Genomic DNA, 13,865 nt, shown 5'->3' on the forward strand with positions numbered 1-13,865 from the left:
AAGTAAGGTCGTCTGTGTCCGTTACAATTTGAACAGGCCCCATTTTTGCGAAATAGCGACTGTGGTGTCCGTTACGAACAGCCTTTACTTAACTTTGCTGCCGTCCACAATGAATCGACAAAAATCGAAGAATGGCGCCAGTTATGAGGCTGTCGATGCGTTGTGTGCAAAACTGGAAATGTAGCTGCAAATCAATCATCGCCAACCTGTTAACGGAAATAAGGGCCCTTATATGGATCTTTTGGCGTGATTATAAAATCTAACGGAACACTGCGACGTTATTCGTGAGAAATCCAGGCAAACCGAGGACTTTTGCCCATTATAAGGGCTGTCAGTTCCGTTAGATTCGCGAAGGGCCGCTTTTTGCTGAAATAACGCCTCTCATTTCCGTTACAGTTGCTCCCGTTCATTTCTTGCCGGAAACTTGCCCGCAATTTCACCTTTGCACAATGAATCGACAGCCTCCCTATGCCCGTTAGGCGGTGATTGATTGGACGCTTTTGTTTATTTGAATTACCTTCAGGTAATTCCGACGTTTGACAAGGGTGATCTTGCCCTATTCCTGGAGCCGGGAATTTAACGTTCTGACTAACCGAGAGCCTCTTTTACCTTCTCCATCGATGCTACGATTCGGTACATGCCGCGCAGAGGTTCGTAGCCGAGCTTACGGTTGATGGACAGAATCGGCGCGTTCATAGAATCGTTGTCCGTCCGGATATAGCTTGCTCCCAAACGCAAGCCTTTGCGGATCGCCTCCAGTTTTAACGCGAGCGCGACTCCTATGCCGCGGTATTCGCGGTCGACTCCCGTATACTCATGATACAATCCCCCGGTCGCCTCGATATGGAGGACGTTCGTCATGCCGACGAACCGGTCGCCGGCGGCGGCAATCAGCACCAGCCCAGGCCGAAAGCCGTCCACCTCCAGATACCACTTCTTCCACTGATCGAAGTCAGGCACGTCGCCAAGGAAGCTAGGGATATCCCGCATTGTCGAGGCGGATAGCTCGTAGAGCTTGCGCTCGCTCTCCTCGCCTGGCTCATCCGCGAGAGTCAACAGTCTTAGTCCGCTTTTTGCCAGAATGGCTGCGGGATTGCGATCCGACCACTCCGGGGATACGTTGGCAAGCTGCAGCACGGACTGATACGCGTGGCGTTCTACGATGAATCCCCGACGAATGGCGAATTGCAAAGCTTCCGGGTGATCGTCCCATACCTCCGTAATGAGGGAGGCTGCGCCAAGCTCTTCTCCCCAGTGGAAGGCGTGGCGCAGCAGTGCTTCGCCAATTCCCTGCCCCCGATAAGCTTTGCTGACAATCAATGTGTTGCACAGATACCCCGGCTCAGTCCACGGAGCCCGCCATGACCAGACATATCCGACGATATCTCCGTCCCGGGAGACGGCTACGCGTCTTGTGCGGTCATAACCTCCAAGCAGTCCGCTGTCATCCATCCAGGTATGTCCGACTTCGTATAACTTCTTGTCGTCCTCCTCCAAACGCCCGGCGGTAGTTGGCTCCGACCAATATTCGTTCAGGAGCTCGGCGAGCGGAGCGTAGTCCTCCGGCAATCGAAGGGCACGCAGTGTGAAAGGTTGTTTCATGTTCTTGACACCGACCTTTCTTATCCTCAAGTTTATATACTTGAAGTATCGCTTACGCGGAAGGTCCATGGATAGGGAAACATTAGCTTGAAATAAATAATACTGAAAACAAAATGTAAGCAAGCGTGGCAAGAGATACGGCAGATGGAAATAAAAACGTTTCGATAAAGTTAAAAACCTCACTTGAATACGATTTCAACTTGCATTATAATCAATATCGAAACGTTTCGATTGCGATCATCTGACAAAAGAAAACATTCGCAGCACGATTTTCGATTGTTATCGAAACGTTTCTCTAATAGGTTGCATCAGTTGGAGGCCACAGCTTTATTGGAATGAAGCTCTGCTTCTAAGGGCATTCTAACCATGCAAGGGCGCGTGCTTCAAAAAATAAGTATGAATTCGTCCAAATGGTTGGAATACGAGGGAACGGGGTAAGAACGGGTAGTGAGCATGATCAAATGATATTTCGAGAGGGGTTTGCAGAATGAAAAAGACATTTGCGATGATTACGACGGTTGCTCTAGGCGCGGGATTGCTCGCCGGCTGCGGGGCGAACGGCAACAACACGGAAGGCAATACGGGGGCAGGCAATGGCGGCGGCAAGGAAAACGAAAAAGTAACGCTTAGCGTATGGGGCATGGGCGAAGAGGCCAAAACATTGCCGAAGCTGGCGGAGCAATTTACGAAAGAAAACCCGAACATTACGATCAACGTACAGGCGCTGCCATGGAATCAAGGCCATGAGAAGCTCTTGACGGCAATCGCTTCGAAAAAAGGTCCTGACGTCATCCAGATGGGCACGTCCTGGATTCCGGAATTCGCCGACGCGGAGGCGCTTGCGGATCTGACGCCATACGTCGAAAAATATCCGGAGCTGAATCCGGACAACTTTTACGAAGGCGCCGTAGCGGCCGGCAAAGCGGGCGACAAATATGTCAGCTCCCCTTGGTACGTCGAAACGCGCGTATTATACTACCGCACGGATCTGCTGAAGGAAGTCGGTTATGAAGCCGCTCCGAAAACCTGGGAGGAGCTGTCCGACGCGGCGCAGAAGCTGGCGGCTCGCGGCGACGGCAAGTACGGCATCAGCATCGATCCGAAGGAGCAATCGCTGGGCTTCATGTTCTCCCGCCAGAACGGCGCGGAATGGTTCACGGCTGAGGGCCAGCCGAACTTCAGCGACCCCAAGTTCGTCGAAGCGGTAGAGTACATCAATAGCTTCTACCAAAACGGCTCCGCGCCGAAGGATCTGGGTCTCGACATCATCCCTGCCTTCAAAGAAGGCATTCTGCCGATGTTCATCAGCGGTCCTTGGATGATCAAGCTGATTCAAGATCAAGCTCCGGAAATCGACGGCAAATGGGCGATGGCGGTTCTTCCGAAGAAAGAGAACAACATCTCGCTGCTTGGCGGTTCCAACCTGTCGATCTTCGAATACTCGAAGAACAAAGATGCCGCAGCCAAGTTCATCGCATTTATGAGCAAGCCGGAGACGCAGCTTCAGTGGATGGAGACAACTAGCTCCCTGCCGGCGGCTACTGCTGCTTGGGAAGACGACAAGCTGAAGAACGACGAGAACTATAAAGTGATCGGCGAGCAGCTGAACGCGGCCCAACCGATGCCTGTTATTACCGAATGGGCGCAAATCAGCGAAAGCTATGTAAAACACTTCGAAGTGATTTACCGCAATAACGCGGACGTGAAAAAAGAACTGGAAAGCTTCAACAACGACGCGATTAAATTGATGAAATAACGATCCACCAGCTTGTCATGTATGGCAACCGCAGCTAAAGCGGCCGGCGGTCGCCATGCAAGCGACCGAAGCGGGCCGGCTGTATAGGCCGGCCCGCTTCCTATATATGCCGTTTTCGGCATGAAGAAGGATGTGAGGTTCAAGGTGATGAAAGGGTTTATGAATAGGCAGGCGCCGTATTTTTTTATTGCGCCGACTTTGCTGCTACTTACGTTGTTCTCCATCGTACCGATTGTGGTCGCGCTTGTGATCAGCTTTACGGACATGGATTTAAGGGGACTCGCGAATTGGGACAGGGTTTCGTTTATCGGCTTCGAAAATTATGTCGAAGTGCTAAAGGATCCCGTCTTCCTGAAGGCCATACTCAACACGCTCTTCTACGTCGCAATCGGGGTACCGCTCGTTATCCTGTTCTCCTTAACCATCGCTTTGCTGATCAATCTGGGCACGTCCCGAATCTTCAAAGCCTTTAGAGTCGTCTATTACCTCCCTTCCGTAACCAATATCGTTGCCGTTGCGGTTGTCTGGAGTTATCTTTATAATCCTGCGCTTGGCCTGTTTAACTACCTCCTGAACTCGGTAGGTCTGCCGGATGTGCCTTGGCTGACGGAACCGACGATAGCCAAGCTGTCCCTGATCCTGCTTGCGATCTGGAAGGCGATCGGCCTCAATATGATTATCTTCATCGCGGCGCTTCAAGGCATTCCGAAAACGTATTATGAAGCCGCCCAGCTCGATGGAGCGAACACCTGGCAGCAAGTGACGAGCATTACGATTCCGATGCTGCGCTTCGCGATCTTCTTCGTGTCCATCACGACGATGATCGGTTGGCTGCAATTTTTCGAAGAGCCGTTCGTCATGACGGAAGGCGGTCCGCTCGACGGCACGTTGTCCGTAGCGCTCTTTATCTACCAAAACGGCTTTAAATTCAACAACTTCGGCTATGCAGCCGCCGGTTCCTTCGTTCTGTTTGTCTGCATTATCGCCGTGACGCTCGTTCAGCTCAGGCTGCAGAAGAACGAGTCGGACATGACTTAAAGGGGGGATAACATCATGCGTACAACTGTCGCAGGGAAAAAAGGAGGGGCGCGGGATCGCGAAGGCAATTTAACGTTCCAGTGGATATCCGGCATCTTGCTGACCATTGGCGGTATATTTTTCCTTCTGCCGTTCTTCTGGATGGTTTTGTCCTCCTTTAAGCCGGAGAGCGAGATCGTGCAGATTCCGCCAACCTTTTGGCCGGCAACGTTTACGACTTACAATTTCAGCTACCTGTTCGAGAATATGAACTTTGGCGTATACCTTAAAAACACGCTGATCATCGTCCTGTTCTCGTTCGGAGGTCTGATGCTTAACGCGCTGGCCGGCTTCGGCTTCGCCAAATACGATTTTAAAGGCCGCAACGGATTGTTCGTCCTGGTGCTCGCCACGATGATGATCCCGAGCCAGGTAACGATGATCCCGGTTTATCTCATTCTAAACTCGCTGGGCTTAACGAATACGATGACGGGCATTGTCCTGCCGGGTCTCGTAGGCGCGTTCGCGATCTTCTTGTTCCGACAGTTCATGTCGACCATTCCGACGGAGCTGCTGGAGGCTACGCGTCTGGACGGCGCAAGCGAATACCGCATCTTCTTGCAGATCGCCTTGCCGATCTCGAAGCCGATTTTGGCGGTTCAGGCGATTCTGACGTTCATCGCGGGCTGGAACAGCTTCCTTTGGCCCCTCATTATCGCGAACGACGAGAGTCTGTATACGTTGTCCGTCGGACTATCCTTGCTAAAGGGACAATACGCGGCGAACTTCGGTCTGCAGATGGCGGGAGCTACGTTTATGGTGGCGCCGGTCATCGTGTTGTTCACTTACTTCCAGAAACACATTATTGAAAACTTCACGATTTCCGGATTGAAATAAGAGTATTTTTCATGGGAAAAGGAAGGTGCGAGGATGACTTCAGCTTTACGCAGGCGCCCGAACATTTTGTTTATCATGTCGGACGACCACGCTTCGCATGCGATCGGCGCTTACGGCAGCCGGATTAACGCAACGCCGAATCTGGATCGGTTGGCGGACGAGGGGATGCGCTTCGATAACTGCTTTTGCACCAATTCGATCTGCGCCCCGAGCCGCGCTACGATTTTGACGGGTACTTACAATCACGTCAACGGAGTAAAGACGCTTGGCGACGATCTCGACGGCAGGCAGGTTACCTTTCCCAAGCTGCTCCAAGCGGACGGTTATCAGACGGCCATCATCGGCAAGTGGCATCTGGGCCATGGGGGATATCACGATCCGACCGGCTTCGATTATTGGAGCGTGTTGCCGGATCAGGGCGAGTACCTTAATCCCGATTTCTACGAAATGGGGACAAGGAAAACGTTCGATGGTTACGTTACGGATGTCATCACGGACAAGTCGTTGGAGTGGATCGATAATCGGGATCCGGAACGCCCGTTTATGCTGATGTGCCATCATAAGGCGCCGCATCGCCATTGGGAACCGGACGAGAAGCACAAGCATCTGTACGAGGATATCGATATTCCCGAGCCGGAGACGTTTAATGACGATTATGCGACCCGCTCGCAGGCTGCCGTCCAGGCGAAGATGCGCATCGATGACCTGAACGAGCTCGATACGAAAGGACCGCCTCCCGAAGGCTTGCCGACGGAGGAAGTACGGAAGTGGAAGTATCAGCGCTACATCAAGGATTATTTGCGCTGTATCGCTTCCATTGACGATAACGTCGGGCGGATGCTGGACTACCTTGACGAGAAAGGGCTGGCGGAGGATACGATCGTCATCTATACGTCGGATCAAGGTTTCTTTCTGGGCGACCATGGCTGGTTCGACAAAAGGTTCATGTACGAGGAATCGCTGCGCATGCCGTTCCTGATTCGATACCCAAAGGAAATCAAGCCGGGCGGCGTGTGCTGGGATATGATTTTGAACACGGATTTTGCGCCTACGTTTCTGGAGTATGCCGGATTGCCGGTTCATGAGCGGATGCAGGGCGGCAGCATTCGGCCGCTGTTAAACGGTGAAAGGCCGGAGGACTGGAGAACGGCGATGGTTTATCGCTATTGGATGCATCTGGACGGCATTCACGAGGTTTATTCGCATTACGGCATCCGCACTCATCGCTACAAGCTTATCTACTATTACGCGCAGGCGTTAGGCACGACGGACTCGCGGGACGAAAACCGGCCGCCGGAATGGGAGTGCTTCGACCTGGAGCAGGATCCGTACGAGTTAAACAATGTATACGACAACCCTGATTATGCAGACCGGATTGCCGCGCTTACAAAGCAATTGGAGCGTCTGATGGACGAGGTGCAGGACGAATATATCCACTAGAAGACGTCGGAATCCTATTCGGCTTCGGCAAACGTCGGGATTTCAGTGGAAGCTTGGAGGAATGACGCAGTGAACGATTACGAATTGCAACGATTGCTGGACGAGATGACGCTGGAGGAGAAGGTTAATCAACTGCTGCAGCTCGCGCCCGCTTTCTACGAAGGGGCGAACAGCGCCGGTCAAATTACGGGACCGCTCGAAGGGATGGGCATTACCGAAGAGACGGTTCGCCAGACCGGATCCGTGCTGGGGCTCGGCGGCGCCGAAGAAGCGATCGCGATTCAGGAAGCCCACCTGAAGCATAACCGGCTAAACATCCCGTTGCTAACGATGGCGGACGTTATCCATGGCTATCGCACGATCTTTCCGGTGCCTCTGGCGCTAGGCTGTTCGTGGGATCTTGACCTGGCGGAACTTTCGGCTGCGATTGCGGCGAAAGAGTCGGCCGTGGCGGGCATTCACGTCACATTCTCTCCGATGGCAGATCTGACCCGCGATCCGCGCTGGGGACGGGTGATGGAGTCTACGGGCGAGGATCCGTGGCTCAATAGCCAGTTCGCCCGCGCCTTCGTGCGCGGCTATCAGGGCAAGGACGTGTCCAAGGAGCCGTATAAAATTGCCGCGTGCATAAAACATTTTGCGGCATATGGCGCTGCAGAGGGCGGAAGGGACTACAACACCGTCGATATGTCGGAATGGATGCGCCGCGAGTATTACATGCCGTCCTACCGGGCCGCGCTCGAAGAAGGCTGCGAGATGGTCATGACGGCGTTTAATACGGTGGACGGCATCCCTGCGACGGCCAACCGCAAGCTGATGCGCGACCTGCTTCGCGGCGAATGGGGCTTCGACGGCGTGTTGATCTCCGATTGGGGCGCCGTTAAGGAAATGATTCCGCACGGCGTCGCGGAAGTCGAGAAGGAATGCGCGCGCAAGGCGATCGAAGCGGGCGTTGATATCGAGATGATGTCGCCATGTTATCCGCATCACCTGCAAGAGCTGGTCGAGGGCGGAGACGTGGACATTCGCCTGCTGGACGAAGCGGTTATGCGCATTCTAAAGCTGAAGCGCAAGCTGGGACTGTTCGAGAATCCGCATCGTTATGCGGATTCTGCTGTTGAACGCGAAGTGCTATTAAGCGCGGATCATCGCGCTGCCGCGCATGAAGCGGCGCTGAAGTCATGCGTGCTGCTGCAGAACGAAGGAAAAACGCTGCCGCTCGCCAAGGTGGCCAAGGTGGCGTTGATCGGGCCGTTCGCGAACAGCGACGACCTGCTCGGTCCTTGGTCGTGCATGGGCAAACGCGAAGAAGTCGTTACGCTTGCAGACGGCATGCGCGGCGTTGCCGGATCTTCAGCCGTTACGGCAGTCGGCTGCGGCGGTGCGGAGCGCTTGTCGGACGAAGAACTCGCAGCCATGCTGGATGCCGCGCGTTCGGCGGACGTCGTCGTGCTTGCGCTCGGCGAAGATTCGGAGATGAGCGGGGAAGCGGGTTGCCGTTCGGAGCTTGCGCTGCCGGGACGCCAGCTTGAGCTGGTTCGGCAGGTTCGTGCGCTGGGCAAGCCGACGGTCGCCGTGCTGTTTAACGGCCGTCCGCTGGATTTGCGAGGCGTTTTGAACGAGACGGATGCCGTGCTGGAGGCATGGTACCCCGGCACGAACGGCGGCGCGGCGGTGGCGGAGCTGTTGTACGGCATCGCGGCTCCTTCGGGCCGCTTAACGATGAGCTTTCCGCATTCGGCGGGACAGATTCCGGTTTATTACAACGCATTTAATACGGGCCGTCCGCAGGATCCGAACGGCGAGCGCGTACGCTACGTATCGCAGTATCTGGACGTTCCGAACGAGCCGTTGCTGCCGTTCGGTTACGGACTTGGCTATACGGACATCCGATATGGCGAAGCCTCGTTGTCTTCCGGCATGCTGAGCGCGAACGGCAAGCTGACGCTTACCGTTGCGGTAACGAACTCGGGAGAAATCGCAGCGGAAGAGACGGTGCAGCTGTACGTGCGCGACATGGCCGGCGAGACCGTCCGTCCGTTGCGCGAGCTTAAGGGGTTTGAGAAAGTTAAGCTCGAAGCGGGCGAAACGAAGACGGTCGCATTCGAAATAACGGAAGAGATGCTCAGATATCATCATTCCGACTTGCAATATAGCAGCGATCCCGGCCGATTTCTGGCCATGATCGGACCGAACAGCCGAGACGTACGGGAGCTTGCGTTCGAATTGAGATAGTGGGAAAGGAGCCCGGAGATGAGTACTCAACAGCAAGAGAAAACAATTGCCGTGCAAGCGGACGGCTTGACGTTTACATTTCTGAGCAGCGGAGACCTGCGCGAGATCGGCTACAAAGATCTGATGATCAATCAAGTCATGTCGAATCCGCTGGACGGATCCATGAACAATTTGTATGTGCGCGTGCGCAAGGAGGGCAATTACCTGTTTGCGCCGCTGCTTGGCGTAAGGTCGAACAGCCGCGTGGCGGCTGCCGACAGCCGGGTTGTCTGGAGCGGGGAGACGCTGGGCATAACCTATCAGGTGACGTTTACGCTGATGCCGGGGCTGATCTGGTTCTGGGATGTCCGGCTTGGCGGCTACGGATTGGAAGCGGATCTGGTGTACGGCCAGGATGTCGGCCTCGCCGACAAAGGCGCGGTTCGCACGAACGAGGCGTACATGTCCCAATACTTGGGCCATACCGTTTTTCAGACGGAGGAGAACGGATACGCGGTCTGCTCGAGACAGAATCAGCCGATGTCGACCGGATTCCCGTATTTGCAGCAAGGATCGCTCACCGGAGCGGTATCGTATTCGACCGACGGCTTCCAGTTCTTCGGACTATCCTACAAGGAAACGGACGTGCCGGAAGCACTCGGTCGCGATCGTCTGGACAATAAGGTCTATCAATACGAATTCGCTTATACGGCGCTGCAATCTCGGACGGTGCGGCTAACCGCCGGTCAAGAGGCATCGTTCGTATTTTATGGCCTGCTGAATCCGAACCATCCGGAAGCGATAAGCGAGCTGGCTTATGCGGAGGACATTCTTGCGGCATGGGAAGGCGCTCAGGCACTGAGGGAAAAAGGCGAGCCTGGCCCGATTGGCGAACGCGTCTCGTGGAGTGATCGGATCGGAAATCCGCTGCGTACCGAGAATGTAACCCCGGAAGAGATCGAAACGTTGTTCCCTGTGCGATTGCAAGAAGAGCGCGATGGCGACGAGCTGCTGTCCTTCTTTACCCCGACGTACGAGCACGTGGTGCTGAAGGCCAAGGAGCTGCGTATGGAGCGTCCGCATGGCCATATTTTGATGAGTGGCGACAATGCCCGGATAAACGACAACGTATTGTCCTCAACCAATTATATGTACGGCATTTTCCACTCGCAGATCACGATCGGCAATACGTCGTTCAACAAGCTGATGACGAACGCTCGGAACGCGCTGAACGTGCTGAAGACGTCCGGGCAGCGGATCTATGTGGAGACCGACGGGCAATTCCGCCTGTTGACGATGCCTTCCCTATACGAGATCGGCTTCAACTACGCGCGCTGGTATTACAAAACAGGCGGAGACACTCTTGTCATCACCGCGTGGACGAAAGCCGACGCACCCGAATTGGCGCTTGAAGTCGTCTCCCGGAAGGGCAAGTCGTACCGGTTCCTCGTGTCGAATCAGATGACGATGAACGACAAGGAATACGAGTTGCCATATCGGATGGAGACAGAAGAGGGCGGACTTGTATTTCGCGCTCATGCGGAATCGTTAAGCTCGGGCGTCTATCCGGAGCTGCAATTCCGTCTCGGTCTGCGCGGAGCGGAGATGAAGGTGCTGGACGAGCGGGCATTCGTCGCCGAGGCGCAGGCAGGTTCGGCGTCGCTGGTCGTGCTGGAGCTCGCTCCGTCCGCCAAGTGGCGGCTAACGATTGAGGGCAGGCTGGACAAGACGGATGAGCCGTTTGTTGCGACTGGTGCAACGGTTGGCGCGAACGACCTTCCGGTCGAAGCGGATATCGAACAATACCGTTCGTTCCTCTCTTCCGTCATGAACGGCTTCGGCTTGTCGCACGACTCGGAAGAGAAGGCGCGGAAGCTGGAGAAGTTCAACGCGTTGGCCTGGTGGTACACCCACAACATGCTCGTTCATTATTCCGTGCCGCACGGCCTGGAGCAATACAGCGGCGCCGCATGGGGAACGCGGGATGTGTGCCAGGGACCGACGGAATATTTTATGGCGATGGGCAAGCACGAACAAGTGAAAGACATTTTAAAGACGGTCTACTCGCATCAGTACAAGAAGGATGGCAACTGGCCGCAATGGTTCATGTTCGACCGTTATTACCGGATTCAGCAGGAAGAGAGCCACGGCGACATCATCGTATGGCCGCTCAAAGTGCTGGGCGACTACCTGAGAGTGACCGATGATTATACGATTCTGGAAGAACGCGTGCCATATACGACCCATGATGGCGAGCAGACGGAGGATACGTATACGATTCTGGAGCACGCTCGCAAGGAACTTGGCTACATCAAGGATCATTTCCTTCATGGCACTCGGTTGTCGTCTTACGGCGATGGAGACTGGGATGACACCCTGCAGCCTGCTAACGCGAAGCTTAAGCAATTCATGGTCAGCAGTTGGACCGTGTCGCTGACCTTCCAGACGTTCTCGCAGCTGTCGGCCGCGTTGGCCGGTCAAAGCGAGGAGCTGGACGGGCTGTCGGCGGAGCTGAAGGAGCTGGCCGAAGGCATCAAAACCGATTTTAACCGCTTCCTGGTCAAGGATGGCGTCACTTCCGGCTTTGCCTATATGGAAGAACCGGGCCGCATCGATCTGATGCTGCATCCGGGCGATAGCAAGACGGGCATCGAATACCGTTTGCTGCCGATGACGCGCAGCATGATCGGCGAACTGTTTGATGCAGAACAGGCGGAGTCGCATTATCGCCTGATCAAGCAGGAGCTGTATTGCCCGGACGGCGTTCGTCTGATGAACCGTCCGGCCGATTATGCGGGCGGCGTCAGCACGCGCTTCAAGCGCGCGGAGCAAGCGGCGAACTTTGGCCGCGAGATCGGCTTGCAATACGTCCATGCGCATATTCGTTACATCGAGGCGATGGCGAAGCTGGGCAAGACGGACGAAGTGTGGACGTCGCTTGCGAGCATCAATCCGGTCGGCATCCGAGACGTCGTGCCTAACGCCGACTGGCGCCAAAGCAACTCGTACTTCAGCAGCTCCGACGGCAAGTTCGCGGATCGCTACGAGGCGCGCGAAGGCTTTGGCAAGCTGCGTACCGGCGAAGTGCAGGTAAAAGGCGGCTGGCGGATCTACTCCAGCGGTCCCGGCATCTACATGAATCAGCTCATCTCGAACGCGCTTGGCATCCGCCAGGAAGGCGGCGACCTTGTGCTCGATCCCGTGATGCCTGAGGAGCTGGACGGACTTCGGTTCGCATTCCGGTGGGCGGGGCATGACGTCACGTTCCGCTACGAGATCGCCGGCGGCACGGTGCGCGGCGTGACGGTAAACGGAGCGGCAGTCGATACTGTCAAGGCGACGAATCGCTATCGCCCGGGCGGCGCGCGGATCGCTCGCGAGACGCTGGAAGGCATGTTCGCCGAGGGCTCGAACGAAGTCGTCATTACAATGGCATAAGTGAAGGTTAAGCGATGGCGATGGGGTAGTATTCCCATCGCTGCTCTTTTTACTATATAATCGACTGAGATAAGAAAGCGGGCAGTAAGGAATAGGGGCGATAGTTGTGGTAAGTATAAAAGACATTGCCAAGCACGCAGGGGTATCCATCTCGACCGTATCGTACGCGTTAAATGGGAATCCCAAAGTCACGGAAGAAACAAGCAAAAAAATTCTGGCCGTGGCCAAACAATTAAATTATGTGCCTAATGCGGCAGCGCGAACGCTCAAGAAGCGGGAGACCAAAATTATCGGAGCCTACCTGACAACCCTCGAAGGGGCTTTTTACGGAGAGCTCTTGCAAGGCATGAAGGAAGAATTGAATAAGCGGGATTACGACCTCGTCATCTGCAGCGGAACGCAATCCCATCGGATGCTGCCGGAAGGCATGCTGGACGGCGCCATTATTTTGGACAGACTGTTCTCCGACGAGGAGCTGCTGCTTCATGCGGGGAGAGGCCATAAGCTGGTTGTGCTGGACCGCGAGCTGAGCCATGAAAACATCGTGCAGGTACTGCTCGACAACAAGGCGGGCGCGACGTTTGCAATAGAGTATCTGATCCGGCAAGGGCATAAAAAGCTGTACGTCGTGACGGGGCCGGAGGGCTCCTTCGACTCCGATCAGCGGCTGGCAGCCGTGCGTCAAGCGGTGGAGCGGGGTGGACCGGGACTGACGTACAACGAAATTCCCGGCAACTTCGACAAAGCGAGCGGAGTAGCGGCGGCGAGGCGCATCCTTGCCGAATACGACGGTCCGGCCGCCGTATTTTGTCAAAATGACGAGATGGCAATCGGCGTGTATCAAGCGTTAAAGGATACGTCGTACCGGATCGGCGAACATCTGCATGTGGTGGGCTTCGATCATATCGAGATCTCCGATTATTTGCAGCCGCGTTTGGCCACGGTCGATTATTCGGAGCGCCGCTGGGGCGCGCTTGCCGCAGAGCAGCTTATTAAGCTGATCGCATGCGAAGGCGCGGAGCATGAGCGCGTCTACGTATCTCTGATCGAAGGCGAGTCGGTCGGGCGCATCGAATAAACGACGAGCTAAGAGAAAGGGCTGTCACCTTATGGGACAGCCCCTTGGAGTCGCGCGGAGCGACTTGGGATGGGATAGCCCGAGAAAAGAGACTATCGATTCATTGATGCAAAGCTGGAAATGAAGCTATAATCGATCGATCATCGACAACCTGTAGAGGAACTGAGAAGCCTTATTTTGATCATTTGGCGTGTTAGTAGAATCTAACGGAACTGGGCGACGTTATTCATGAGAAATCCAGGCAAACCGCGAACTTATGCCCCTCTTAAGAGCTGTCAGTTCCGTTAGAATTGCGAAATGGCGTTTTTTGATGAAATAAAGCCTTTCAGTTCCGTTAGTTTGTTGTTGATGCGATAACGCAGTAAGGGGCTGTCACTTTGACAGCCCCTTTCGTATTATTAGGTCAGCCAGATATTACTGGTT

The 13,865-nt window shown here is 54.9% G+C and carries 9 protein-coding genes; 8 read left to right on the forward strand and 1 reads right to left on the reverse strand.

What is annotated here, in order from left to right; genetic code table 11:
* Positions 1–184 (forward strand): hypothetical protein (locus B1748_RS37260; protein ID WP_218781665.1); only part of this gene is annotated, 184 nt, incomplete at its 5' end.
* A 404-nt stretch (positions 185–588) separates the two neighbouring features.
* On the opposite strand, the gene B1748_RS28685 is transcribed toward B1748_RS37260, so the two are convergent.
* A complete protein-coding gene (locus tag B1748_RS28685) occupies positions 589–1,602 on the reverse strand; it encodes a GNAT family N-acetyltransferase (RefSeq protein WP_179215884.1) in 1,014 nt (337 codons plus the stop codon).
* A 487-nt stretch (positions 1,603–2,089) separates the two neighbouring features.
* Between B1748_RS28685 and B1748_RS28690 the strand changes: the two genes are divergently transcribed.
* The 7 genes from B1748_RS28690 (at position 2,090) to B1748_RS28720 (ending at position 13,442) form a co-directional block, all read left to right on the forward strand.
* Positions 2,090–3,358 carry a sugar ABC transporter substrate-binding protein gene (locus B1748_RS28690; protein ID WP_087571395.1) on the forward strand — a complete coding sequence of 423 codons (1,269 nt, stop codon included), beginning with the start codon at positions 2,090–2,092 and terminating at the stop codon, positions 3,356–3,358.
* Between the two features lie 147 nt (positions 3,359–3,505).
* Entirely contained in the window at positions 3,506–4,396 is an 891-nt protein-coding gene (locus tag B1748_RS28695) for a carbohydrate ABC transporter permease (RefSeq protein ID WP_087571396.1), read from the forward strand.
* A 15-nt stretch (positions 4,397–4,411) separates the two neighbouring features.
* A complete protein-coding gene (locus B1748_RS28700) occupies positions 4,412–5,272 on the forward strand; it encodes a carbohydrate ABC transporter permease (protein WP_087571397.1) in 861 nt (286 codons plus the stop codon).
* Positions 5,273–5,305: 33 nt separating this feature from the next.
* The gene (locus B1748_RS28705) at positions 5,306–6,712 is read left to right on the forward strand and encodes a sulfatase family protein (protein ID WP_087571398.1); all 1,407 of its coding nucleotides are present in this window, start codon (positions 5,306–5,308) and stop codon (positions 6,710–6,712) included.
* 69 nt (positions 6,713–6,781) lie between these two features.
* Positions 6,782–8,947 carry a glycoside hydrolase family 3 N-terminal domain-containing protein gene (locus B1748_RS28710; RefSeq protein ID WP_087571399.1) on the forward strand — a complete coding sequence of 722 codons (2,166 nt, stop codon included), beginning with the start codon at positions 6,782–6,784 and terminating at the stop codon, positions 8,945–8,947.
* Between the two features lie 18 nt (positions 8,948–8,965).
* Positions 8,966–12,364: a GH36-type glycosyl hydrolase domain-containing protein gene (locus B1748_RS28715; protein ID WP_087571400.1), complete on the forward strand. Its 3,399-nt coding sequence runs from the start codon at positions 8,966–8,968 to the stop codon at positions 12,362–12,364.
* Between the two features lie 106 nt (positions 12,365–12,470).
* Positions 12,471–13,442, forward strand: a complete 972-nt coding sequence (locus tag B1748_RS28720; protein ID WP_087571401.1) for a LacI family DNA-binding transcriptional regulator — start codon at positions 12,471–12,473, stop codon at positions 13,440–13,442.
* The last annotated feature ends 423 nt before the right edge of the window (positions 13,443–13,865 follow it).

Source organism: Paenibacillus sp. MY03 (assembly GCF_002165585.1).
GTDB lineage: Bacteria > Bacillota > Bacilli > Paenibacillales > Paenibacillaceae > Pristimantibacillus > Pristimantibacillus agaridevorans.

What these genes read in the sequence shown, in the direction of transcription:
- B1748_RS28715 (WP_087571400.1), top strand. Translation starts at nt 8,966, where the DNA reads ATGAGTACTCAACAGCAAGAGAAAACAATTGCCGTGCAAGCGGACGGC.
- B1748_RS28695 (WP_087571396.1), top strand. Translation starts at nt 3,506, where the DNA reads ATGAAAGGGTTTATGAATAGGCAGGCGCCGTATTTTTTTATTGCGCCG.
- B1748_RS28705 (WP_087571398.1), top strand. Translation starts at nt 5,306, where the DNA reads ATGACTTCAGCTTTACGCAGGCGCCCGAACATTTTGTTTATCATGTCG.
- B1748_RS28690 (WP_087571395.1), top strand. Translation starts at nt 2,090, where the DNA reads ATGAAAAAGACATTTGCGATGATTACGACGGTTGCTCTAGGCGCGGGA.
- B1748_RS28685 (WP_179215884.1), bottom strand. Translation starts at nt 1,602, where the DNA reads ATGAAACAACCTTTCACACTGCGTGCCCTTCGATTGCCGGAGGACTAC.
- B1748_RS28700 (WP_087571397.1), top strand. Translation starts at nt 4,412, where the DNA reads ATGCGTACAACTGTCGCAGGGAAAAAAGGAGGGGCGCGGGATCGCGAA.